Source organism: Streptococcus sp. 3109 (assembly GCF_013276905.1).
Lineage (GTDB): Bacteria > Bacillota > Bacilli > Lactobacillales > Streptococcaceae > Streptococcus.
The window spans coordinates 65,722-88,344 of the sequence record NZ_VMLY01000008.1 but is presented as its reverse complement, the minus strand read 5'-3'; the positions used below and the strand labels follow the sequence as shown (position 1 = coordinate 88,344).

The 22,623-nt window shown below is 38.3% G+C and carries 26 protein-coding genes and 1 pseudogene; 6 read left to right on the top strand and 21 right to left on the bottom strand.

Features of this window, described 5'->3' with window-relative positions:
- From HT698_RS10295 to HT698_RS05805, 5 genes and pseudogenes are all read right to left on the bottom strand, one after another.
- A pseudogene (locus tag HT698_RS10295) lies at positions 1-227 on the bottom strand (hypothetical protein); the annotation flags it as partial.
- A gap of 49 nt (positions 228-276) precedes the next feature.
- Entirely contained in the window at positions 277-2,274 is a 1,998-nt protein-coding gene (gene metG, locus HT698_RS05820) for a methionine--tRNA ligase (RefSeq protein ID WP_173217616.1), read from the bottom strand.
- A gap of 123 nt (positions 2,275-2,397) precedes the next feature.
- Entirely contained in the window at positions 2,398-3,657 is a 1,260-nt protein-coding gene (locus tag HT698_RS05815; protein ID WP_173217618.1) for an ABC transporter permease, read from the bottom strand.
- Between the two features lies 1 nt (position 3,658).
- Positions 3,659-4,360 (bottom strand): ABC transporter ATP-binding protein, encoded by a 702-nt coding sequence (locus HT698_RS05810; RefSeq protein ID WP_112443495.1) that lies wholly within the window; start codon positions 4,358-4,360, stop codon positions 3,659-3,661.
- On the bottom strand, positions 4,344-5,549 hold the full coding sequence (locus HT698_RS05805; protein ID WP_112443494.1) for an efflux RND transporter periplasmic adaptor subunit: 1,206 nt from the start codon (positions 5,547-5,549) through the stop codon (positions 4,344-4,346). The genes HT698_RS05810 and HT698_RS05805 overlap by 17 nt, the downstream gene beginning before the upstream one ends.
- Positions 5,550-5,833: 284 nt before the next feature.
- Here HT698_RS05805 and gor point away from each other — a divergent pair, with 284 nt between their 5' ends.
- On the top strand, positions 5,834-7,180 hold the full coding sequence (gor, locus tag HT698_RS05800) for a glutathione-disulfide reductase (protein WP_173217620.1): 1,347 nt from the start codon (positions 5,834-5,836) through the stop codon (positions 7,178-7,180).
- Positions 7,181-7,345: 165 nt separating this feature from the next.
- Here the strand turns inward: gor and HT698_RS05795 are convergent, their stop codons facing one another.
- From HT698_RS05795 to HT698_RS05780, 4 genes are all read right to left on the bottom strand, one after another.
- Positions 7,346-7,846 carry a hypothetical protein gene (locus HT698_RS05795; protein ID WP_173217622.1) on the bottom strand — a complete coding sequence of 167 codons (501 nt, stop codon included), beginning with the start codon at positions 7,844-7,846 and terminating at the stop codon, positions 7,346-7,348.
- Positions 7,843-8,466 (bottom strand): ATP-binding cassette domain-containing protein, encoded by a 624-nt coding sequence (locus HT698_RS05790; RefSeq protein WP_173217624.1) that lies wholly within the window; start codon positions 8,464-8,466, stop codon positions 7,843-7,845. Before HT698_RS05790 ends, HT698_RS05795 begins: the two co-directional genes overlap by 4 nt.
- On the bottom strand, positions 8,463-10,445 hold the full coding sequence (locus HT698_RS05785; protein ID WP_173217626.1) for an ABC transporter permease: 1,983 nt from the start codon (positions 10,443-10,445) through the stop codon (positions 8,463-8,465). The genes HT698_RS05790 and HT698_RS05785 overlap by 4 nt, the downstream gene beginning before the upstream one ends.
- Before the next feature lie 66 nt (positions 10,446-10,511).
- On the bottom strand, positions 10,512-10,850 hold the full coding sequence (locus HT698_RS05780; RefSeq protein WP_173217628.1) for a hypothetical protein: 339 nt from the start codon (positions 10,848-10,850) through the stop codon (positions 10,512-10,514).
- Positions 10,851-11,275: 425 nt separating this feature from the next.
- Here HT698_RS05780 and HT698_RS05775 point away from each other — a divergent pair, with 425 nt between their 5' ends.
- The gene (locus HT698_RS05775; protein WP_173217630.1) at positions 11,276-11,812 is read left to right on the top strand and encodes a biotin transporter BioY; all 537 of its coding nucleotides are present in this window, start codon (positions 11,276-11,278) and stop codon (positions 11,810-11,812) included.
- A 53-nt stretch (positions 11,813-11,865) separates the two neighbouring features.
- Here the strand turns inward: HT698_RS05775 and HT698_RS05770 are convergent, their stop codons facing one another.
- Positions 11,866-12,081, bottom strand: a complete 216-nt coding sequence (locus HT698_RS05770; protein ID WP_000807422.1) for a YdbC family protein — start codon at positions 12,079-12,081, stop codon at positions 11,866-11,868.
- A gap of 98 nt (positions 12,082-12,179) precedes the next feature.
- On the opposite strand from HT698_RS05770, the gene HT698_RS05765 reads away from it, so the two are divergent.
- Entirely contained in the window at positions 12,180-12,500 is a 321-nt protein-coding gene (locus HT698_RS05765; RefSeq protein WP_172930969.1) for a hypothetical protein, read from the top strand.
- A 30-nt stretch (positions 12,501-12,530) separates the two neighbouring features.
- Here HT698_RS05765 and HT698_RS05760 read toward each other — a convergent pair whose 3' ends face one another.
- The 6 genes from HT698_RS05760 to rpsP form a co-directional block, all read right to left on the bottom strand.
- Positions 12,531-12,869, bottom strand: coding sequence for an ATP cone domain-containing protein (locus tag HT698_RS05760; protein WP_173217632.1), 339 nt, complete (start codon positions 12,867-12,869; stop codon positions 12,531-12,533).
- An 11-nt stretch (positions 12,870-12,880) separates the two neighbouring features.
- A complete protein-coding gene (gene trmD / locus HT698_RS05755) occupies positions 12,881-13,600 on the bottom strand; it encodes a tRNA (guanosine(37)-N1)-methyltransferase TrmD (RefSeq protein ID WP_173217634.1) in 720 nt (239 codons plus the stop codon).
- A complete protein-coding gene (rimM, locus tag HT698_RS05750; RefSeq protein WP_049524868.1) occupies positions 13,590-14,108 on the bottom strand; it encodes a ribosome maturation factor RimM in 519 nt (172 codons plus the stop codon). The genes trmD and rimM overlap by 11 nt, the downstream gene beginning before the upstream one ends.
- A gap of 241 nt (positions 14,109-14,349) precedes the next feature.
- Complete coding sequence (locus HT698_RS05745; RefSeq protein ID WP_240147165.1) at positions 14,350-14,745, bottom strand: hypothetical protein; 396 nt, start codon at positions 14,743-14,745, stop codon at positions 14,350-14,352.
- A gap of 109 nt (positions 14,746-14,854) precedes the next feature.
- Complete coding sequence (gene kphA / locus HT698_RS05740) at positions 14,855-15,094, bottom strand: RNA-binding protein KphA (RefSeq protein ID WP_000379617.1); 240 nt, start codon at positions 15,092-15,094, stop codon at positions 14,855-14,857.
- Between the two features lie 19 nt (positions 15,095-15,113).
- Complete coding sequence (rpsP, locus tag HT698_RS05735) at positions 15,114-15,386, bottom strand: 30S ribosomal protein S16 (protein ID WP_000268760.1); 273 nt, start codon at positions 15,384-15,386, stop codon at positions 15,114-15,116.
- 799 nt (positions 15,387-16,185) lie between these two features.
- Here rpsP and HT698_RS05730 point away from each other — a divergent pair.
- From HT698_RS05730 to HT698_RS05720, 3 genes are all read left to right on the top strand, one after another.
- On the top strand, positions 16,186-16,764 hold the full coding sequence (locus HT698_RS05730) for a DUF3796 domain-containing protein (protein ID WP_173217636.1): 579 nt from the start codon (positions 16,186-16,188) through the stop codon (positions 16,762-16,764).
- 2 nt (positions 16,765-16,766) lie between these two features.
- A complete protein-coding gene (locus HT698_RS05725; protein ID WP_173217638.1) occupies positions 16,767-16,991 on the top strand; it encodes a helix-turn-helix transcriptional regulator in 225 nt (74 codons plus the stop codon).
- A gap of 176 nt (positions 16,992-17,167) precedes the next feature.
- Positions 17,168-17,971, top strand: a complete 804-nt coding sequence (locus tag HT698_RS05720; RefSeq protein ID WP_164226926.1) for a peptidylprolyl isomerase — start codon at positions 17,168-17,170, stop codon at positions 17,969-17,971.
- A gap of 55 nt (positions 17,972-18,026) precedes the next feature.
- Here HT698_RS05720 and HT698_RS05715 read toward each other — a convergent pair whose 3' ends face one another.
- From HT698_RS05715 to sodA, 5 genes are all read right to left on the bottom strand, one after another.
- A complete protein-coding gene (locus HT698_RS05715; protein ID WP_000025378.1) occupies positions 18,027-19,568 on the bottom strand; it encodes an ABC-F family ATP-binding cassette domain-containing protein in 1,542 nt (513 codons plus the stop codon).
- A gap of 1 nt (position 19,569) precedes the next feature.
- On the bottom strand, positions 19,570-20,052 hold the full coding sequence (locus HT698_RS05710; RefSeq protein WP_173217640.1) for a VanZ family protein: 483 nt from the start codon (positions 20,050-20,052) through the stop codon (positions 19,570-19,572).
- The gene (gene rlmN / locus HT698_RS05705; protein ID WP_000804762.1) at positions 20,052-21,137 is read right to left on the bottom strand and encodes a 23S rRNA (adenine(2503)-C(2))-methyltransferase RlmN; all 1,086 of its coding nucleotides are present in this window, start codon (positions 21,135-21,137) and stop codon (positions 20,052-20,054) included. The genes HT698_RS05710 and rlmN overlap by 1 nt, the downstream gene beginning before the upstream one ends.
- Before the next feature lie 20 nt (positions 21,138-21,157).
- Entirely contained in the window at positions 21,158-21,688 is a 531-nt protein-coding gene (locus HT698_RS05700; protein WP_173217642.1) for a YutD family protein, read from the bottom strand.
- A gap of 156 nt (positions 21,689-21,844) precedes the next feature.
- Positions 21,845-22,450, bottom strand: coding sequence for a superoxide dismutase SodA (sodA, locus tag HT698_RS05695; RefSeq protein WP_173217644.1), 606 nt, complete (start codon positions 22,448-22,450; stop codon positions 21,845-21,847).
- Between the last annotated feature and the right edge of the window lie 173 nt (positions 22,451-22,623).

Genomic DNA, 22,623 nt, shown 5'->3' with positions numbered 1-22,623 from the left:
TTGACCCTGACTCTCCTTAGTCTCAAAATCAAAGACTTATACTCTTCAAAAATCTCTTCAAACCGCGTCAACGTCACCTTGCCGTAGGTATGATTACTGACTTCGTCAGTTCTATCCACAACCTCAAAACAGTGTTTTGAGCTGACTTCGTCAGTTCTATCTACAACCTCAAAGCAGTGCTTTGAGAAACCTGCGGCTAGCTTCCTAGTTTGCTCTTTGATTTTCATTGAGTGTACATAAAAAAACAGAACTAGCATGAACTAGTCCTGTCTACTTTTACCCAATCACACTTCCGTTTGGTACAGCTGGATCAACTGTGAGAAGGGTTAATTTTCCATCATATTCAGCTGAGAGGATCATCCCTTGACTGACATATTTCTTCATCATTTTACGAGGTTTGAGGTTAGCAACGATTTGAACTTTCTTACCAACCAATTCTTGTTCATTTGGATAGTATTTTGCAATTCCTGAGAGGATTTGACGATCTTCTCCATCACCAGCATCCAAGCGGAATTGAAGCAACTTATCTGAACCTTCTACTTTAGACACTTCTTTGACTTCTGCGACACGGATTTCAACCTTGTCAAAGTCTTCAAAATTGATTTCTTCCTTGTTTAGTTTGAGTTCAACTTCGTCTGGATTCCATTCTTTCTCGACTGCTGGTTTGTTACCTTCCATTTGTTCCTTGATATAGGCGATTTCTTCTTCCATATCCAGACGTGGGAAGATTGGTGTTCCCTTAGCAACTACAGTCACACCCGCAGGGAAGTCAGCCAAGCTCAAGTTCTCAAGGCTCGCTACTTCATCCAAACCAAGTTGAGTCAAGACTGCACGACTGGCTTCCATCATAAATGGCTCAATCAAGTGAGCAACGACACGAAGGCTGGCTGCCAAGTGACTCATGACACTTGCCAATTGATCGCGGAGTGCTTCATCCTTTGCCAGTACCCATGGAGCTGTCTCGTCGATGTATTTGTTAGTACGAGAGATCAGGGTCCAGACTGCTTCAAGTGCACGTGGGTAGTCAACTGCTTCCATGTGTGTATGGTAGTCAGCAATTGATTGTTCTGCAACCTCAGCAAGAGCATTATCAAACTCTGTTACACCCTCTACATAGGCAGGAATTTGTCCATCAAAGTACTTGTTAATCATAGAAACCGTACGATTGAGGAGGTTGCCAAGGTCATTGGCCAATTCGTAGTTGATACGGCCTACATAGTCTTCCGGAGTGAAGGTTCCGTCTGAACCAACTGGAAGACTGCGCATGAGGTAGTAACGAAGTGGATCTAGTCCATAACGCTCTACCAACATTTCAGGGTAAACGACATTCCCTTTAGATTTAGACATTTTACCATCTTTCATGACAAACCAACCATGGGCAATCAAACGATCAGGTAATTTAACATCCAACATCATAAGAAGGATTGGCCAGTAGATGGAGTGGAAACGAAGGATGTCTTTTCCTACCATGTGGAAGACTGTTCCATTCCAGAACTTGTCAAAGTTACTATGTTCGTCTTGACCGTAGCCAAGAGCTGTCGCATAGTTAAGAAGGGCATCAATCCAAACATAGACAACGTGCTTAGGATTTGATGGGACTGGCACACCCCATGTAAAGGTTGTACGAGAAACTGCCAAATCCTCTAAACCTGGCTCGATGAAGTTGCGAAGCATTTCATTCAGACGACCATCTGGAGTGATAAATTCAGGATGGGACTTGAAAAATTCGACCAAACGATCTTGGTATTTGCTGAGGCGAAGGAAGTATGATTCTTCAGATACCCATTCAACCTCGTGACCTGATGGAGCAATACCACCAGTTACATTTCCAGCTTCATCACGGAATACTTCCGCAAGCTGGCTTTCTGTAAAGAATTCTTCATCTGATACTGAATACCAGCCAGAGTATTCACCCAAATAGATGTCATCTTGAGCAAGCAAGCGCTCAAAGACCTGTGCGACAACTTTTTCATGGTAGTCATCCGTTGTACGGATAAATTTATCGTATGAGATATCTAGTAATTGCCAGAGTTCTTTAACTCCAACTGCCATTCCATCAACATAGGCTTGTGGTGTAATGCCAGCTTCTTCTGCTTTTTGTTGAATCTTTTGACCATGTTCATCAAGACCTGTCAAATAAAAGACATCGTAGCCCATCAGGCGTTTATAACGTGCTAGGACATCACAAGCAATGGTTGTGTAGGCAGAACCGATATGAAGCTTACCAGATGGATAGTAAATCGGCGTTGTAATATAAAAATTCTTTTCAGACATAATTTTTCCTTTCCAGGCAAATGAAACCTGTTTTTCTAACACTTCATTATATCACATTTTTAAGGATTTTCGATAGGGAAATCTATACAAAAACAAGATAGACGAGTGTCCATCTTGTTTATTTTATTCATAACGAAGGGCTTCGATTGGGTCAAGTTTCGATGCCTTGTTGGCTGGCAAGACCCCAAAAACTATACCCACGCTAGCCGAAACTGCAAGACTAAATAGGGCAACTGGGATCGATACTCCCACTTCTATACCCGCAATCAAACCTTGCAGTAACAAACCTGCTAAGGCAGTTAAACCACTTGCAATTGTCAAGCCAATTAATCCACCTAACAAGGTCAAAATCATGGATTCAATCAAAAACTGGATTAAAATATTAGCACGAGTTGCACCCAAAGCCTTACGGAGACCAATTTCACGGGTACGCTCTGTCACCGAAACCAGCATGATATTCATAACACCAGTTCCTCCAACAAAGAGAGAAATACCTGCAATGGCACTAATAATCGTCGTCATAAAACTAAACGTTTGTTGAACTTCTGCAAATGCAGCTGACTCATCTGATACTTGATATTCTCCCTGTTGCAAGCCAGCAAGCTCTGTCATTTTTCGTGCCAGTTCTGGACCCAGAGTTTGAGTCAAGCTTGTGTCATTCACTCGAAAGACAATATTAGCTATTTCATCTACATTAAAATTCGCAGCAAGGGAGATATTTGTGGTAATAGGTAAGCCACCAAAACCATATATTTTTGAATTTTTAGATTCTGGGCTAGTATAAACACCAATGACTCGATAACTAAAATCATTAACTTCTACAACCTTGTTAATAGCCTCTTGAGGAGATCCAAATAGACTAATGGATAATTCTTCATCAAGCAAAATGACACTTGCAAATTCTTTGAAATCTTGTTCTCTCAAACTACGTCCTGCAATAATTTCATTCTTAACAGCCTCCATATAAGTTCTGTTTCCACCTGTCAAATTGGCATTTTCAACCTTTTTATCTTTATAAGTCAAAATGGCGTTCGTTGAGTTGGTTACATAGTAATTATCCACTCCCTTCAGTTTGGCTGCCTCCTTGACCCAAGATTCTTGCGGTTTTGGTGGTTCAACATGAACTTCCTCTTCTTTTCCAGAAACCGTAAAAGCTGATTGTTTCTGAGTAAAAGACCCATCTTTACTTTTTTTAGAAGAGAAAAAGACACTAATATTCTTCTGAGATTTGGTCATATCTTTGTTGAGTTGACGAGATAGGGAGTCACCTAGAGCCATAATCACAACAACTGATGAAACACCGATAATAATCCCAATCATGGTAAGCAAAGAACGCATCTTGTGAGCCATAATAGATGAAAAGGCAAATTTCAGATTCTGCATCTTAGTTTTCCTCCTTTTCTAACTGAGCACTATCAGACGAAATGACCCCATCTCGAATGACAATCTGACGTTTGGCATAAGCAGCGATTTCAGGCTCATGCGTTACCATGATAATAGTTTTTCCTTCTTTATTTAATTCAACCAATAATTGCATGATTTGGTTGCCTGTTTTGGTATCCAAGGCTCCTGTCGGTTCGTCTGCTAAGATAATAGAAGGATTGTTTACCAAGGCACGCGCAATAGCCACACGTTGCTTTTGACCACCAGATAATTCCGAAGGCAAATGGTGACTACGTTCTGTCAATTCAACCTTGTCTAAATACTCCTCAGCCAACTTGCGACGTTTTGAAGACGAAACTCCTGCGTAAATCAAGGGCAATTCTACATTTTGCAGAGCATTGAGTTTCGATAGAAGAAAGAACTGCTGAAAGACAAAACCGATTTGTTGGTTGCGAACCTTAGCTAGTTGTTTTTCACCCAATCCAGCCACTTCTTGACCTTCAAGATAATACTCTCCACTACTTGGTGTATCCAACATCCCAATCATATTCATGAGAGTAGACTTACCAGAACCGGATGGTCCCATAATGGCAACAAACTCACCCTCATTCACTTCTAGGTTGATATTTTTGAGAACCTGCAGTTCTTGGTCACCGTTACGGTAACTTCTGCAGATATTTTTTAGACTAATTAGTTGCTTCATCAGCCTTCACCTCTTTTCCTTCTTCCAAGGAAGATGTTGGATTACTGATGACCTTGACTCCATTTGTCAGACCTGAAGTGATTTCTTGGTTGTCTGCATCAGCATTGCCCAAACCAACTTCCACTTTCTTGGCCTTTTTCTGCTCGTCAAGCACCCAGACATAATTCTTATCATTTTCAGTCACAACACTTGTTAGAGGAACCAAAATGGCTTTACTCTTATTCTTGACCTCAACACTTACTGAGAATCCTTGTTTCAAATCACCGATTTCACTTGTAACATCAATAGTATATGGATATTTAGAGCCAGAATTACCGCCTGCTGCTACAGCTGTACTTGCTGCTTCACCATTGTTTTTAGGATAGTCAGAAATATAGCTTAATTTCCCAGTCCATTTTTTATCAGGATACACTTTAGAAGTAAAAGTTACTTCTTGACCTACATATAGGTTGGCGAGGTTATATTCAGACAGTTCTCCCTTAACTTGCAAGTTTTCATTACTTACGACATGAACGACTACTTGGCTAGCTCCTGTTGGAGATTTAGAAACATTGTGGTTGACTTCGACCACAGTTCCCTCTAGGGTACTGAGAACCGTCATTGCATCTAACTGACTTTGAGCCTTACTTAATTGTGCTGCTGCATCTGCACGCGCATCACGGGCATCACCCAACTGAGCGTCAATAGAAGCAACAGAATTTCCAGCCACTGGAGTTGGGCTTTGCACCGTTGCATCTTCTCCTCCTGCTGGCGCAGAGGCTTGAGGAGCTGGAGCTGAAACGGCTTCATTTCGTGCTTGATTGAGTTCATTGATATGACGATCTGCCTTAGCGACTGCTCGGCTAGCTGAATCATAGGCCGCCTGCGCTTCTGAACTACTGTACTTGACTAAAGCCTGCCCTTCGCTGACCTTATCCCCCACAGAAACAAGGATTTCATCTAAATCTCCCTTACTAGCATCAAAATAAACGTATTGTTCATTTTTTGCCGTTACTGTCCCTGACAATAAAACAGAGGATGCCACGCTTCCTTCCTTGGCAACAACAAGATGAGTAGCCTCATCTTTTACAGCAGTCTGAGAAGGTTGTCTAAAGAGCAAAATGCCCCCAGCACCCAATACAACTACACTTGCAGCACCGATTGCTGCATACAGTTGCCACTTTTTAGCTTTACCATTCTTTTTCTTCATAATGAAACTCCTTTTTTTTTACAATACTTTGCTATTATACCAGATTTCCCTCCAGCAAACAATGCAGTTCAGATGGAAATAATGACAGTTCAGGATTAAACAATCGTTCGGAAATTCTCCTTTTCTATTGTACTAGTTATATAATACATTATTTTGACTTATTTGGCAAGCTTTTTTGCAATTTTTTGTGCGTAGCAGATTTTTGCAATCACATCAAAAAAAGAATAAAATATAACTATCAAAAAAGACACTCGACTATTTAAAAGAGTACAAAGGAGTTTTCAATGAGAGAATATGATATCATTGCTATCGGTGGAGGTAGCGGAGGAATTGCTACCATGAACCGTGCTGGGGAACACGGAGCCAAAGCAGCCGTTATTGAGGAAAAGAAATTAGGTGGAACCTGTGTCAACGTCGGCTGTGTTCCTAAAAAAATTATGTGGTACGGGGCGCAAATCGCTGAGACTTTCCATCAATTTGGAGAAGACTACGGTTTTAAGACTACTGATCTTAACTTTGACTTTGCTACCCTACGTCGTAATCGTGAAGCCTACATCGATCGCGCTCGTTCTTCTTATGATGGCAGTTTTAAACGCAACGGTGTAGACTTGATTGAAGGTCATGCTGAATTTGTAGATTCTCATACTGTTAGCGTAAATGGTGAACTGATTCGTGCTAAACATATTGTGATTGCTACTGGTGCCCATCCAAGTATTCCTAATATTCCTGGTGCTGAGCTAGGTGGCTCTTCTGATGATGTATTTGCTTGGGAAGAATTGCCAGAGTCAGTTGCTATTCTAGGCGCGGGTTATATTGCCGTTGAATTGGCTGGCGTACTCCACACCTTTGGTGTCAAGACAGATCTCTTTGTTCGCCGCGATCGTCCTTTACGTAGTTTTGATTCTTACATCGTTGAAGGTCTGGTCAAGGAAATGGAAAGAACAAACTTGCCACTTCATACTCACAAAGTCCCTGTCAAGTTAGAAAAAACTACTGATGGCATTACCATTCATTTCGAGGATGGTACTAGTCACACAGCTAGCCAAGTTATCTGGGCTACTGGTCGCCGTCCAAATGTTAAGAGCTTGCAACTTGAAAAAGCTGGAGTAACTCTGAACGAACGTGGCTTTATCCAAGTGGATGAATACCAAAATACTGTTGTTGAGGGAATCTACGCTCTAGGTGATGTAACGGGCGAGAAAGAACTGACCCCAGTTGCAATCAAGGCTGGGCGTACCCTATCTGAACGTCTCTTTAACGGAAAAACTACTGCAAAAATGGATTACTCAACTATTCCAACTGTCGTCTTTTCACACCCTGCTATCGGAACGGTTGGTTTGACAGAAGAACAAGCTATTAAAGAATACGGTCAAGACCAAATCAAGGTTTACAAATCAAGCTTTACTTCTATGTACTCTGCTTGCACTTGCAACCGTCAAGAAACTCGTTTCAAATTGATCACAGCTGGTTCAGAAGAAAAAGTTGTCGGACTTCATGGAATTGGCTACGGCGTTGATGAAATGATTCAGGGATTTGCCGTTGCTATCAAAATGGGAGCAACCAAGGCTGACTTTGATGCAACTGTGGCGATTCACCCAACTGCATCCGAAGAATTTGTAACCATGCGTTAATCGAAATAAAAGAAGCAGAGCAAAAAACACTTCTAAATATCAAAAAGCGAGTATTTCCGTAGTTGGAGATACTCGTTTTCTTATGTCTTATTTTATAGTATGTTGAAGTAAGATATGCAAAAATCAATTAACAAACCATAGCAAAATACACGGATTATAATACAATCATTTATTCTTTTCTTTAAAAGATTCATATATTTTTTTATATAACTCTTTTATATCTTTTTTCTGAGAATTCAACTCTTCTTTACCGTAGTCAAAGTTTGCTACCACAAATCCCTCGCCATCATCAGAAAAAGTAAAAAATTCTATTTCAATTAGTTTATTATGCTTAGAGTCCTCTATAGTGTCTCCTAAACCATTATTGAATTTCTTCACTTCTTCTTCACGAACTCCGAACCCCGTAGCAGCTCCATTTGCAATGATGTTTGAAAATACTTCTTCAGAAGACTCTGCTTCTTTCACAGTTATGAAGTATATAGCCTCTTCCGTTTCTACTTGTCTCACTTTATTCCATTTTTCTGTATCACTAGAAGAAAGCGTATAGACTGTTAACTCTACCGTTGGCTTATTGATATTTTCTTTTGTAATCATTTGTTTTCCAAAAAAGAAGAAGGCAAGTAACCCAGCTACAAAGATCAAAGCAATATAAATTATCTTTTTCATACATTATACCCTATATCTTTCATGTCAATTATCACATCAACTTCGTTATAGACAGCTGGATCATGCGTCGCTATTATAACATATTTGTCTTCATCTTTTTCATTTAATAACAAACGAATGATTTCTTTTCCAATCTCACCATCTAAAGCTCCTGTGGGCTCATCTGCTAAAATAATTTTACGTGGTTTCATTAACATTCTGGCAATAGCTACACGTTGAGCCTGCCCACCAGACAATTCGTATATTTTTTGATGTAAATAGTCACTTGACAGTCCTACTTTTTCAAGTACGTCAGTTATTGTTTTTTTGTCTTTAGTGATAAGGCTCAGATTATCATATACTGTTTTGTTATCTATTAAAGAATAATTCTGAAATACATATCCAACAGTATTTTTAAAAAAAGTTCTTTCTTTTATATTCCAAATATCTTGTTTATCAACTAAAACATTCCCACTGTCAATTTTTTCTAATCTTCCTATAATATTAAGAAGGGTACTTTTACCGGAGCCAGAACCTCCAATCAATGCATAGCTTTTTCCAGATTCAAATATTAAATTTAAGTCTGTAAAGATCTTCTTTGAGCCGAAACTCTTTGAAACGTTCAAAAGGTCAATTGTCATGATTCATCTCCTTTTAAAATTTTAGTGTAGCTTTCAGATAATTTCCTAAAACTCATTATGATTGACAACATCAAAACTAGCAGAGAAGCCACTCCAATATATAGCAACTCTATTTGCCCTGTCATAAGAAATGTAAATAGAATAACCATTGTAATAGTCATCATAAAATATTTGAGACTTGAAATTGCTATATATGTTTTTGACAGACCCAAAATGATTTTTTTCACATATTCATTCTGTTTTAGAGTAATAAAAAGTTGGACATATTGATAAATGAGTATAAAGACAATACTGTAAATTATCTTCTGCAAGATTTGTGAAAGTAAAATTTGGTGCTCTAAGGATTGAATCTTTAATTTCACAATTTGGTAAACATCTACTGGATTCATTGAGAAATTCAACGGGACAGTCATCTCATTTATTTTTTTTACCGCTTCAGGACTAAAAAGAGATTTATATAGTATGTTACTAGCCAAAGAAAACTTATTATTTTCCATCATTTTGTCCGTATCTAACACAACAACTATATTATCTTTGCTATCTGCTACATTTGCCAGCGGTAAAATATCTTTCATTTTAAGATTATTATCAGCATCTTCATTAAAATAAAAAATTTTTTCCCCATCAGGAATTATTTGTACTGCAAGCTGTTCTTTTGTATAGTTTGTTCCAATAAATTGTTCTGCTACAACTGTATTCTCAATAGATTTCTGGTTTTCTTTCCACTTCTCAGGAATATAGATGGTTGCTATTTTATTATCTAAAAGATGATAGTTTGTTCTATTCACTTTATTTTGTAGGTTAGCACCTGTTTGATTAATATAAATCAACTCTTTATTTATTTCTGAATTCGTTATCCCATCATTTTCTAATTGTTTAGAAAAATTTTCTATAACATGCGAAGTTTTCATGAAATCTGGAACATATGCCGAAGATCGTTCTATATATAAGAAATCTAAGTTTTTTAAGGCAGCAACTATCTGTAGATACTGACCATCTGAATCATTAACTTCTCCATTTTTAGTAGAGTTACTTTCAATTCCAAGGAACTCAATCCTTCTCCAGTCTTTTACTGTATCCCATGGTACTAAATTCTGTATCTGTATGTTAATACTAGATTGACTACTCTTTGTTTCTTGTAAAAAAATTCCTGAGACAAGGATGATAATCGAAATAATAGCAAGCCATACGACAAAAATAAGCTTGTTTTTTGCCTTGTTTTTGATAATTTCAATGGGCTTTTCAATCTGAATCGTCAACCAAAATAAAACAAAAGTAATAAGATCAATGATTTGAAATAGTATAAAATTCGTTAAAAGCAGAGAGAAAAATAACTTAGAACTATAGGTGAAGAAACCATTCCCCAAAAAAGAACTGTAAGAAATCATCAATAAAGCCATCATAATCAGTTCAAAAATAAGAGAAATGCCATACTCTCTTCTAAGGTCGTATACAGGCAAGCCCAAAGAACGTCGTATCACTCCTTCTTTGATCTGCCTCGTCCTAACAACAAATAAAACAACTAATAAAGTTAAGTAAATTGAACCCATTAACAGTATTCTTAAAGTTCCAGTAAATTGTAATATTCCTCCTATATACCAAGGATAAGCCATATATACTGTTTGTAGTCCAGTCATCGTAAGTGGTTTCAAACTGTCTACATCCATTTTCCCAAGTGTGTAATACATCCCTACTATTGGTGCTGACTTTAATTGTTCATTATTTACATCATCAAAATTTACATACTTCAACTGACCCGAACTCTGAACGATTGGCTTGTAAATGGTAACCTTTTCCGTTTTTGATAAGTCACGAACCATTTCGTATATTTCATTATTAGAAAGATTACTTTTTCCTTGGATAGAAAAAGCACCATCAATTGGTAAAGGTATGGGGATTTCGGTATCACTAATAGTGACCAGACCAATTGTAGCAATCAAACAAAAGAAGAATCCAATGATACATAATTTTAATTTCATAAGCAATTACCATATTACAAAAGACCCTATTTTATAATTGGGTCTCTTGTTTTCATAAATTATTTTTTAAAATCTATAATAATCCCAATATGCATTTAAGCGAACATCGTTCCAAGATTTTGTTGCACTTGAATATGCCCATCCATAATCTTTTTTATCCTGAGCTTTAACTGTTCCCCAAAAATTCGTTACTGAAGATTTTGATCCAATATTATTTGGAGAACTAACAAAGTAATTCGAATAACCATAGTTATCATTTACACCATATTCCCATACATCAATAATGGGACTTGGAGCAGGGTGTGCTGTAGTTGCACTAACAACACTAGCTACAGTAGCAAATCCAAAACTGAAAAAACTTGCAACTAGAAAAACAGATGCTTTCTTATTAATTCTTTTTTTCATTTTACTTCTCCTTGAATTTAAATATTTGATGAAGATTAAATAATAGTCCCTTTTTAGTCCCTCCATATTACTTTAATATGAATTGATTATATTTAGGTTTTTAATCACCGTTATGGTATCTAGAGTCGTTAAAATATCTCATAACTACCCCTCCTTTTAAAATTGAACATTTCTAAATATATCCGTTTACATTTGTTATTATAGCACTTATTTTTTAGTTAGTCAAGTATTTATAGTATATTTTTTATTGATAAAATGGGATTATCTATAAAGGCGATTTACAAATCAACAAAACAATTATCCAACTTCTCTTGTGAATCAAATCGGCCGTTACAGTTTTTGTTATCTTGTTTTTAAAAATTGGTTGACAATGATTCCTCTACGAGTATAATAGTTACTATACATCAGAAAAGAGGTTAACTATTTTGAAAAAAGCTCACGTTTATGCTATCCCTGCTATTGGGGCTGCTCTCATTGCTGTTTTGGCACAAATCAGTCTTCCAATTGGACCCGTCCCCTTCACTCTGCAAAACTTTGCAATCGGCTTGATTGCTACTGTCTTTAGACCCAGAGAGGCTGTACTTTCTGTTGGACTTTATCTTCTTCTAGGTGCCATCGGTCTTCCTGTTTTTGCAGGAGGTGGAGCAGGATTGCAGGCGTTGGTTGGTCCTACTGCGGGTTATCTTTGGTTTTATCTTGTATACTCTGGACTTACTTCCTCCCTAACTAGCAGCGATAGTGGTTTTGTCAAGATTTTTCTTGCAAACCTCTTGGGTGATGCCCTTGTCTTTGTCGGCGGGATTCTCAGCTTGCATTTTCTAGCTGGAATGGCATTTGAAAAAGCTCTTGTTGTGGGGGTCATTCCCTTTATCATTCCAGACCTTGGTAAACTTCTGGCTATTAGTTTTATTAGCCGTCCCCTACTTCAACGCCTTAAAAATCAGCCTTACTTTGCTAACTAAAAAAGGATATCGAGTTATCATGACTCAGTATCCTTTTCTTTTATTTTGAAAACTTAGTTGCCTTTAAAGGCATCAACCATCGTTTGAAATTCTTCATTTGAAAGAGTAATCCCTTTGCCCATTTTAGTATGATCTGGACTCCAAGCACGAATATCAAACTTTGCAGGGGCTCCATTAAAGCTCACACGGTTGATTTCCTTGGTCCAACCTTTTTCGTTTTCAGAAAGAGTCAACAAGTGCTCTTCGATTTCAAATGTAAATTCTGCCATTTTCTTCTCCTTTTTTAACTTTCATCTGATTATTCGTAAAATCTTGTAGATTTTAGGAAAATTTTATATAATATTGATATAAAAGAAGGGAGGCCAATATGAGACATAAATTCCAGCAAGTTCTAGGTAAAATACATGACTTTTTAAATGGACATGACCAACCAGACCAGACTGAAAGCAACTCCCTTACAGCCACTATTGAAGAGGCTATCCAGAAACAAACCGCTGTTCACCTTATCTTGTCAGAGACAAGTTTTACAGGTGACATCATCAAATACGATCAGCAAGGACAGCAAATTATTGTGAAAAATTTTGCCAAAAATGTGACCCGTATTATCCGCATAAGCGATATTCAACGCCTGCGATTTGTCCCTTCAACTGTCCAAACAGCCCAAAAAAATAGATTTAAGAAAGAGTGAGATGTAGTTGCTTCATCCCACTCTTTTTTCTTAGCGAACTTGTTCAAAATATAAATGAACTGCGATATGATCTCCATAACCACTTCTTTCCAAATCACGTTGTAGACGATAGGAAATGTAGTGTTCTGCAATGGTAATGTAACCTGCTCCCAGTAAACGATGTTCAACCATAGACTGAATCATGCTAATGGTAGCACGTTCCACCTTGGCCTCTTCCAAATCCAAAACCACTTTCTTAGTGACTTGTGCAAGGTTTTGACGCAAATCATCTGTCAATACATAGACAGTCTGGGCTGCTTTTAAGATAGCTTGGTAAATCTTATCTGGATTAAATTCAGCAATTTCTCCATCACGTTTGATTACTTGCATAGGTTTCTCCTTTATTCTTTGTTTTCTTTGATTTCTGCCAGCATTTTTTCTTCTTCTGCTGTAAGTTGATAATTTTCTAACAAATCTGGTCTGCGCTCGTAGGTTTTCTTCAAACTCTCATACAATCGCCACTGACGAATCTTTTCATGGTGCCCGCTCATCAGTACATCTGGCACGACCATACCTCGATAATCGTAGGGACGTGTGTACTGAGGATATTCGAGAAGGCCTGAAGAAAAACTATCATCTTGGTGGCTAGACTCCTTGCCAATCACTTCTGGAATCAGGCGTACCGTAGCATCAATCATGGTCATAGCCGCCAACTCTCCACCAGTCAAGACATAGTCGCCTAGGGAAATTTCATCGGTTACCAAGGTCTTGATGCGCTCGTCATAACCCTCATAGTGCCCACAGATAAAGATTAGCTCTTCCTCTTGAGCCAAATTCTCAGCATAAGCCTGATCAAACTGCTTTCCAGCAGGATCGAGGAGAATGACGCGCGGATTTTTCTTTTCAATAGCATCAAAGGCATCGAAAATAGGTTGAGCTCGGAGCAGCATCCCCTGGCCACCTCCGTAAGGCTCATCATCGACATGGCGGGCCTTTTCAGCGTTTTCTCGAAAATTATGATACTGGATATCCAAGAGCCCTTTTTCTCGAGCCTTTCCAACGATTGAATGCTCCAGTGGAGAGAACATCTCTGGAAAGAGGGTTAAAATATCAATTTTCATCGTCTAACCCTTCTAAGATTTCCACATCAACTCGTTTATTTGGAATATCAACATTGAGAACCACTGGTGGGATATAAGGTAAAAGCAAATCACGCTTGCCTTTTCGCTTGACCACCCAGACATCATTAGCACCTGGTTGCAGGATTTCCTTGATGGTTCCAATCAAGTTATCTCCCTCATAGACTTCCAAACCAATAATCTCGTGATAGTAGAATTCACCATCGTCTAGGTCATTCAAATCCTCCTCAGCGACCTTGAGACTGTATCCCTTGTACTTTTCGATAGCATTGATATGGTACATATCTTTGAATTTAATAATGTCAAAGTTCTTCTGTTTACGGTGGCTAGCGATGGTCACTGTTTGGACAAACTGATCTTTTTCATCAAACAAGGCCAGCTCAGCACCTTTTTTAAACCGTTCTTCTGCAAAATCCGTCACAGACAAGACTCGCATCTCACCCTGCAACCCCTGCGTATTGACGATTTTCCCAACATTAAAGTAGTTCATCTTGTCTCCTGTATCTATTTCTATCCTTTATTCTATCACGTTCCAAAGATTTTCTCAAGTTGGAGGAAGATACATAGAGGGGTCGCTATAGTCCAAAAAGTGCTAATAGTTTCCTCTTTAATATTAATTTATATTTAAAAGATGAGATATTCACATTCCCATTATACATATTACTATAAAATGTATACTCGCCAATTTCACCCTGACTTGTTTTCCATTTCATTCTTAAACTAGGCATATTCTATGGTAAATTTGTATGAATCAATAAGCATGTATAATTCTTTAAATTTTTAACTGTATGTAGTTTATCATTATCAACTAAACGATTACTTTTTGAATCATAGTTTAAAGAATAAAATTCTACTATTTCAATATCAATTTCTTTGGGATAAAAAATCAAATGGTTATAATGTTTATCATTTTCATCATGTTTAAACTCATATATATGATGAAATCTCGTATGTAAGGAATCAAATTCGATTGGTTTAATTACCTGAATTTCGATATTATTGATATAGGCCTTATTCTGAAAACTAATTTTTAAAATTACACCTATAAAAGTCGAAATCTGTAAAATTCGCAATAACCAATCAATGTACATTTCCCAATCTATGTTTAAAATACAATCAATGTTCATTCTTTTCCAGTCCCCCTTTAAAAAGCCTTCCAAATCACGTTAATGTTGGTACTTAATGGCTGCAATTTTACACTTCTCGCAAAAAAGCGAGACATTCGTCCCGCCCTTCTTATTTTTCGTCAATAACGATTCTTACTTTTTTGTCTTCAGTTGGGACAGAGTAGACAATCGTTCTTATCGCAGAAATAGTGCGACCCTTACGACCGATTACACGACCCACATCACTTTGATCAAGATCCAAATGATATTCCAAAAACTCTGGTGTATCTTCAATCTTGATAGTTAAGGCATCTGGTTGTGAAATCAAGGGTTTCACAATCGCAATAATGAGATTTTCAATCGTATCCATCTGTCAACCTACTTTAAACTTATTTTGAGAATTTAGAATCGTGGAATTTTTTCAATACACCTTCTTTTGAAAGGATGTTGCGAACTGTATCTGAAGGTTGAGCTCCATCAGCCAACCATGCAAGAACGCGGTCTTCTTTCAAAGTTACTTGGTTTTCAGCAACAAGTGGGTTGTAAGTTCCAACTGTTTCGATGAAACGTCCGTCACGTGGTGAACGTGAATCTGCTACGTTGATACGGTAGAAAGGTTTTTTCTTAGAACCCATACGAGTCAAACGGATTTTAACTGCCATTTTTAAAGTCTCTTTTCTTATTTTTTATTTCGGTGAAATAGCTGAGCTATTTAGCACATGTTCTATTATAGCAGATTTCTGGCAGGTGTCAAGAAAAAAACTTGACAGACTATAAAATTCTTAAACCATTTAGAAATTTGTTAGAAGTAGGAAATAAATGTTTGAAAGAAGCTAGCCGTGAATACTATTTTATACTCAATGAAAATCAAAGAGCAAACTAGGAAGCTAGCCGCAGGCTGTACTTAAGTACGGCAAGGCAAAGCTGACGTAGTTTGAAGAGATTTTCGAAGAGTATTAGAAATATTTTATAAAGACCATCAACTCAAACCCTTCATCTCACCTGAACGAGATTTGGATACTTGGCTCCTAAATCCCAATCCCGTTCCCAAAAGAAATATCAAGAATTTTAAGAATGATATCTATTAATTTAGAAAATATGAATTAATAGATTCTAAATAGGGGAATAATTTAGTTCTGTAAAAATTAACTTCTACACCTACAAAGCTTATTTTGACAGACTTTATAACAGTCTAAGAAAAAAATAGAGATTCATACAGTATCTAGATTTTCCAAAAATTCTTTATCATCAAATATTATTAACGAAACTATCCAAACCAAATCCGATGCATTGCTTCAAAGAATTCTTTAGTTGTTTGACTATCGAGGGCTTTTATTAAAAAATTTTTTCAAATAATTGCCACCTTGGCACATAAATTCTTGCTTTCTAAATTTAAATGTGATATATTTATAACATAAAATTTAAGTGTTATATATTTATAACATAAAAAAGGAGTCTATCATGAAAAAAAGTCAAAAAATGCGTGGCCTCATTGCAATGATTGCCGTAGCTCTCTTTATTGATTTTATTGTTTTATTTGGTTCTAATCTTAGTTGGGAACCCAAGTTAGTTATTACTGGTATTTCAGTGTTAGGTCAAATTATAGCTATTTGGAGCTGGCTACATAAGAGTCAGAAAGGTAAGGGAAAGATTATTTTTGACTTGTCTGCTAAGCTTTACACGATACTTGTGTTTGCAGCAAGCATTTTTTATACAGTAGGGATTTGGGTTGCGACCCCAAGCGTAAGTTCTGGTATTAAAGAATGGATTTTGGGAATTGGCCTCGTTATTGAAGTGATTGTATTTGTTTTTTTCTCTTTAAAAAATGTCAAGGAAACTCCGGACGAACGCTTTTATGCTAATTTAGCCAAGGCAGCTAGCTTGATGTTTGTTTTTATACTAGGCGCACTGATGATCCTAGCAGTTATCATTGGGTATATGGGGTCTCTCACTCTTTACATGGGACAGATATTTATTAGCATAGCTGCCTTGATTTGCATCTTTTCGGTTGTCTATCTTATCTTGGAACGTAGAGGATAAGCATGGCCAAAGAAAGCAATATTATTACTAATCTCAAATCTGTCCGTGAGTCCACAGGCATGACCCAGCAGGAGTTAGCCGACCGCATCGGCATACGACGCGAGACAATTCTGCACTTGGAAAATAACCGTTACAATCCTTCGCTGGAAATGGCTCTTAAAATTGCTCAAGTTTTTAATCTGAAAGTAGAAGAGCTCTTTGAACTCAGACAGAAAGAGGAAGCATAATTCTTTTCGAGACCTAGTATTAAGTTCATTGATTAATTAGGAATTGAAGCCAAAAGAAAAATCTCTAAGCAAGCGATTTTTCTTTTGGCTTTCTCTAAAACTACCTTGTCACTAATATTTGAAATCCCCTTCCTTTTAGGGTACAATGGTAGAAATGAATTTTTGAAAGGATCAGAATGAAAAAACTAGCAACCCTTCTTTTACTATCCACTGTAGCTCTAGCTGGATGTAGCAACATCCAACGTAGTTTGCGTGGTGATGACTATGTAGATTCTAGCTTGGCCGCTGAGGAAAGCTCCAAAGCAGCAGCCCAATCTACCAAGGAGTTAAACGATGCTTTAACAAACGAAAACGCCAATTTCCCACAACTATCTAAAGAAGTTGCTGAAGATGAAGCCGAAGTGATTCTCCACACAAGCCAAGGTGATATCCGTATCAAACTCTTCCCTAAACTCGCTCCTCTAGCGGTTGAAAACTTCCTCACTCATGCTAAAGAAGGCTACTATAACGGTATTACCTTCCACCGTGTTATCGATGGCTTCATGGTTCAAACTGGAGATCCAAAAGGGGACGGTACAGGTGGTCAGTCCATCTGGCATGACAAGGATAAGACTAAAGACAAGGGAACTGGTTTCAAAAACGAGATTACTCCTTATTTGTATAACATCCGTGGTGCTCTTGCTATGGCTAATACTGGTCAACCAAACACCAACGGTAGCCAGTTCTTCATCAACCAAAACTCTACAGATACCTCTGCTAAACTCCCTACAAGCAAGTATCCAAAGAAAATCATCGAAGCCTATAAAGAAGGGGGAAACCCTAGTCTTGATGGCAAACACCCAGTCTTTGGTCAAGTGATTGACGGTATGGATGTTGTAGATAAGATTGCTAAAGCCGAAAAAGATGAAAAAGACAAGCCAACGACTGCTATTACTATCGATAGTATCGAAGTGGTGAAAGACTACGATTTTAAATCATAAAAACCAAAAAAATACAGTATCCTCATTCGGTACTGTATTTCTTTTACTCTCATTCTTAAGTTAAATTATTAAAATCCCAGATTTGGTCCATCCAGCCTTCATAAAAGTCTGGTTCGTGGCAGACCATAAGAATAGATCCCTTATATTCTTTGAGAGCGCGTTTGAGTTCATCCTTGGCATCCACATCCAAATGGTTAGTCGGCTCATCCAGCACTAAAACGTTGTTTTCACGATTCATCAAGAGACAGAAACGAACCTTGGCTTGTTCCCCACCTGACAAGACCTGAATTTGGCTTTCGATATGCTTGGTTGTCAAACCACAACGAGCAAGGGCTGCACGAACTTCTGCTTGGTTGAGAGCTGGAAAGGCATTCCAGACAGCTTCAAGAGGAGTTTGGCGATTACCGCCTTCTACTTCCTGTTCAAAGTAGCCAAGTTCTAGGTAGTCTCCACGTTCAACTTCCCCAGCGATTGGCGGGATAATTCCCAAGAGAGATTTCAAGAGAGTTGTTTTTCCGATACCATTTGCCCCGATAATCGCAACCTTTTGATTACGTTCAAAGGTAAGATTTAAAGGCTTGGTCAGAGGACGATCATAACCAATTTGCAAATCCTTAGCTTGGAAAATAAAGCGACCTGGTGTACGAGCTGGTTTAAAATCAAAGGATGGCTTTGGTTTCTCACTTTGCAGTTCGATAATATCCATCTTATCCAATTTCTTCTGACGAGACATGGCCATGTTTCTTGTTGCAACACGCGCTTTGTTTCGAGCCACGAAGTCCTTGAGATCCGCAATTTCTTTTTGCTGACGTTCGTAGGCAGCCTCTAGCTGAGATTTCTTCATAGCATAGACTTCTTGGAACTGGTAGTAGTCACCAGAATAACGCGTCAGCTGTTGATTTTCCACATGATAGACAATATTGATAACGTCATTTAGGAATGGAATGTCGTGTGAAATGAGGACAAAGGCATTCTCATAGTTTTGGAGATAGCGCTTAAGCCAGTCAATATGCTCAGCATCCAAATAGTTGGTCGGCTCATCCAAAAGTAATATATCAGGCTTTTCAAGGAGAAGTTTTGCCAAAAGCACCTTGGTTCTTTGCCCACCTGACAAAGAAGTTACATCTGTATCCATGCCAAAGTCCATGACACCAAGGGCACGCGCTACTTCGTCAATCTTAGCATCCAAGGTATAGAAATCACGACTCTCTAAACGGTCTTGAAGTTCTCCCACTTCTTCCATGAGAGCATCAACATCCGCTCCGTCTTCAGCCATTTCCATATAGAGGTCATTGATACGGGCTTCCGCTTTGAAAAGCTCATCAAAGGCTGTACGGAGAACATCACGTACCGACTGCCCTTCAGCAAGGACAGAGTGTTGGTCTAAGTAACCAGCGGTCACATATTTGGACCACTCAACCTTCCCTTCATCTGGCAGCATTTTACCAGTAACGATGCTCATAAAGGTTGATTTCCCTTCACCATTGGCACCGACCAGACCGATATGTTCTCCCTTGAGGAGACGGAAGGACACATCTTCAAAAATTGCACGGTCACCAAAACCGTGACTCAGATTTTTAACTTCTAAAATACTCATTTTAATTCCTTATCTTGTTTTTATGTAATTGTTTATAGAGGAGCCAAGCCAGATAGCCACCCAAGGTATTGGTCCACAAATCATCAATTTCAAAGACGCGATTAAAATCAAAGAAAAAGTCCAAGACTAACTGCGTACACTCGATTCCAAAACTCACTAGAAAACTAAAAAAGAGCACTTTTCTTGTTTTCCGCAAGTTTGGAAGGAGATAAAGGAGTTGGAACATCAGAGGAAAAAGTAAGAAGACATTGAGGATATTCTGTAGAAAAATCCAACATAATTGTCCAATGTCACTTACTTGGCCCAGTTTCCAGAAAGAATTGAAAGGAGTCAAAAGAAAAACCAGGCGTCCAAGATGCTGAATACCTGGAGTTTCCACCCCCACGGGAGATTGTTCTTGAGGAGTAAAGCAAAAATAGACAATGCAAATGCTATAGAAAATGACTCCCCAGACCAAAACATGATTATAACTCTTCTTCATCATTAAGGATTGACTGCTGCAACTGCTTTCTGGCGGTCACGTTTCATTGTGTTAGAGCGCAATTGTCCACAAGCTGCATCAATATCTGTACCATGCTCTTGACGAACAACACAGTTAACCCCTTTTTTCTTAAGCGTATCATAGAAAGCCATAACGCGCTCTTTAGGACTACGGCTATATTGGTCATGCTCACTAACTGGGTTATAAGGAATCAAGTTTACATAAGACAATTTCTTGATATTCTTGAGCAATTCAGCCAATTCCAAGGCTTGTTCTACACCGTCGTTGACTTCATTGAGCATGATGTATTCAAAGGTCACACGACGATTGGTTGTTTCGATATAGTACTCAATAGCAGCAAAGAGTTTTTCAATCGGAAAGGCACGGTTAATCTTCATGATGCTTGAGCGCAGTTCATTATTAGGTGCATGAAGGGAAACGGCAAGATTGACCTGAACTCCTTCATTAGCAAAATCACGAATTTTATGGGCCAAACCTGAGGTTGAAACCGTAATGTGACGAGCACCGATGGCCATTCCCTTATCATCATTAATGGTACGAACGAAATTCAAGACATTGTTGTAGTTATCAAAGGGCTCACCGATTCCCATGACAACAATATGACTGACGCGTTCATCCTGACCACGCTCATCAAAGTATTTCTGAACCAGCATGATTTGCGCTACGATTTCACCGTTATTGAGGTCACGTTGTTTCTTAATTAAACCAGAGGCACAGAAGGTACAACCGATATTACAGCCGACCTGAGTGGTCACACAGACAGATAAACCGTAGTGTTGACGCATGAGTACTGTCTCAATCAGCATTCCATCTGGCAATTCAAAGAGATATTTAACGGTCCCATCAGCAGACTCTTGCACGATACGCTGTTTCAAGGGATTGACCACAAACTGATCATTAAGCTTAGCAATCAAATCCTTGGAAAGGTTGGTCATCTCTTCAAATGACTGGACACGTTTACGGTAGAGCCATTCCCAGATTTGATCTGCACGGAATTTCTTTTCTCCTTGCTCCAAAACCCATTCCTGCATGGTTTGACGTGTTAAACTATAAATTGACGGTTTCATTTCTACTCCTTATTCTCTACTCACTTCTGACGAATGACAAAATGACGTTGTCCCTTGTCCTCTTTCTGAGAATGCTGGTCTTTCTGACGACGTCTATTTTTCTTATCTGCATTCGGTTTTCGTTTGGTTTGAGTCGGTTTCTTTCCTTTTTTAGAAGGTGTTTCTTCTTCCTTCTTACGCATTTTCTTGTCAAATGATGCTCGCTTAGGGGCTTCATTTGACAAGACAAAATAGGCACAACCATAACTACAATACTCTAAAAGGTAGTCTTGTAAACGACTGATTTTTTCAAGTTTTTCTTCTGTTCGGTCATCCTTGTAAAAACCTCGTAGGCGAAGCTGTTCGTTGCTCCAGTCTCCCACGATATAATCAAACTTGGTTAAGACTTCTGAAAAACGCTGATTAAAAGCCGTCACATCAAAGGCATCCTTGATGTTTTCCACCAAGGAAAAAGCTATCCCTTCCGTTTCTACCTTATCCCCGTGTAAATGGAACTCAGGACCAGGAAACTTGTTATAGTTGTATAATTCAGGTGCAATTTCTTTTCGCATAGATATCCTTTTTTTACGATTACTTAATACTTTATTCTACCATAATTTCTAGCAGTTAGCACGTTTCTCATAAAAATGAAAAAAGTCTGACGATTTTGTCAGACCAAAATAATATAACCTTAAAAAGAGAAGAACAATTCTTCCCTCCAACTATCATTATTTAGCTGCTACGTACAATTCATCTACTTTGTTCCAGTTGATCACTGAGAAGAAAGCTTTAATGTAGTCAGGACGCACGTTGCGGTATTTCACGTAGTAAGCATGTTCCCAAACGTCCAAGCCCAAGATTGGTTTTTTACCTTCTGAGATTGGTGTGTCTTGGTTTGCTGTTGAAGTCACTTCAAGCTTCCCTTCTTTGTTGACAACCAACCATGCCCAGCCAGAACCGAAACGAGTTGTTGCTGCTGCAGTGAAGGCTGCTTGGAATTCTTCAAATGAACCAAATGTTGCATCGATTGCTGCTGCAAGTTCTGGTGATGGAGCTGTTTTTTCAGGAGTCATCAATTCCCAGAAAAGAGCGTGGTTCAAGTGTCCACCACCATTGTTGATAAGCGCTTGACGGATATCAGCTGGGATAGATTCTACATCAGCAAGCAAGGCTTCAAGATCTTCACCGATTTCAGGGTGTTTTTCAAGAGCTGCATTAGCATTGTTGACATAAGTTTGATGGTGTTTGTCATGGTGCAAGTGCATTGTTTCCGCATCGATGTATGGTTCCAAAGCGTCGTATGCATATGGAAGTTCTGGTAAGATAATAGCCATCTGTAATACCTCTTTTTCTTTCTATATGAAAATGATAACGCAAACATTCACTTTTTTCAAGTTTTTTGCTTATAGATAAGGAAATCACTGAGATACTTTCTAATAATACTCTTCGAAAATCTCTTCAAACCGCGTCAACATCGCCTTGCCGTACGTATGGTTACTGACTTCGT

What these genes read in the sequence shown, in the direction of transcription:
- metG (WP_173217616.1), bottom strand. Translation starts at nt 2,274, where the DNA reads ATGTCTGAAAAGAATTTTTATATTACAACGCCGATTTACTATCCATCT.
- HT698_RS05815 (WP_173217618.1), bottom strand. Translation starts at nt 3,657, where the DNA reads ATGCAGAATCTGAAATTTGCCTTTTCATCTATTATGGCTCACAAGATG.
- HT698_RS05810 (WP_112443495.1), bottom strand. Translation starts at nt 4,360, where the DNA reads ATGAAGCAACTAATTAGTCTAAAAAATATCTGCAGAAGTTACCGTAAC.
- HT698_RS05805 (WP_112443494.1), bottom strand. Translation starts at nt 5,549, where the DNA reads ATGAAGAAAAAGAATGGTAAAGCTAAAAAGTGGCAACTGTATGCAGCA.
- gor (WP_173217620.1), top strand. Translation starts at nt 5,834, where the DNA reads ATGAGAGAATATGATATCATTGCTATCGGTGGAGGTAGCGGAGGAATT.
- HT698_RS05795 (WP_173217622.1), bottom strand. Translation starts at nt 7,846, where the DNA reads ATGAAAAAGATAATTTATATTGCTTTGATCTTTGTAGCTGGGTTACTT.
- HT698_RS05790 (WP_173217624.1), bottom strand. Translation starts at nt 8,466, where the DNA reads ATGACAATTGACCTTTTGAACGTTTCAAAGAGTTTCGGCTCAAAGAAG.
- HT698_RS05785 (WP_173217626.1), bottom strand. Translation starts at nt 10,445, where the DNA reads ATGAAATTAAAATTATGTATCATTGGATTCTTCTTTTGTTTGATTGCT.
- HT698_RS05780 (WP_173217628.1), bottom strand. Translation starts at nt 10,850, where the DNA reads ATGAAAAAAAGAATTAATAAGAAAGCATCTGTTTTTCTAGTTGCAAGT.
- HT698_RS05770 (WP_000807422.1), bottom strand. Translation starts at nt 12,081, where the DNA reads ATGGCAGAATTTACATTTGAAATCGAAGAGCACTTGTTGACTCTTTCT.
- HT698_RS05765 (WP_172930969.1), top strand. Translation starts at nt 12,180, where the DNA reads ATGAGACATAAATTCCAGCAAGTTCTAGGTAAAATACATGACTTTTTA.
- HT698_RS05760 (WP_173217632.1), bottom strand. Translation starts at nt 12,869, where the DNA reads ATGCAAGTAATCAAACGTGATGGAGAAATTGCTGAATTTAATCCAGAT.
- trmD (WP_173217634.1), bottom strand. Translation starts at nt 13,600, where the DNA reads ATGAAAATTGATATTTTAACCCTCTTTCCAGAGATGTTCTCTCCACTG.
- rimM (WP_049524868.1), bottom strand. Translation starts at nt 14,108, where the DNA reads ATGAACTACTTTAATGTTGGGAAAATCGTCAATACGCAGGGGTTGCAG.
- HT698_RS05745 (WP_240147165.1), bottom strand. Translation starts at nt 14,745, where the DNA reads ATGAACATTGATTGTATTTTAAACATAGATTGGGAAATGTACATTGAT.
- kphA (WP_000379617.1), bottom strand. Translation starts at nt 15,094, where the DNA reads ATGGATACGATTGAAAATCTCATTATTGCGATTGTGAAACCCTTGATT.
- rpsP (WP_000268760.1), bottom strand. Translation starts at nt 15,386, where the DNA reads ATGGCAGTTAAAATCCGTTTGACTCGTATGGGTTCTAAGAAAAAACCT.
- HT698_RS05730 (WP_173217636.1), top strand. Translation starts at nt 16,186, where the DNA reads ATGAAAAAAAGTCAAAAAATGCGTGGCCTCATTGCAATGATTGCCGTA.
- HT698_RS05725 (WP_173217638.1), top strand. Translation starts at nt 16,767, where the DNA reads ATGGCCAAAGAAAGCAATATTATTACTAATCTCAAATCTGTCCGTGAG.
- HT698_RS05720 (WP_164226926.1), top strand. Translation starts at nt 17,168, where the DNA reads ATGAAAAAACTAGCAACCCTTCTTTTACTATCCACTGTAGCTCTAGCT.
- HT698_RS05715 (WP_000025378.1), bottom strand. Translation starts at nt 19,568, where the DNA reads ATGAGTATTTTAGAAGTTAAAAATCTGAGTCACGGTTTTGGTGACCGT.
- HT698_RS05710 (WP_173217640.1), bottom strand. Translation starts at nt 20,052, where the DNA reads ATGATGAAGAAGAGTTATAATCATGTTTTGGTCTGGGGAGTCATTTTC.
- rlmN (WP_000804762.1), bottom strand. Translation starts at nt 21,137, where the DNA reads ATGAAACCGTCAATTTATAGTTTAACACGTCAAACCATGCAGGAATGG.
- HT698_RS05700 (WP_173217642.1), bottom strand. Translation starts at nt 21,688, where the DNA reads ATGCGAAAAGAAATTGCACCTGAATTATACAACTATAACAAGTTTCCT.
- sodA (WP_173217644.1), bottom strand. Translation starts at nt 22,450, where the DNA reads ATGGCTATTATCTTACCAGAACTTCCATATGCATACGACGCTTTGGAA.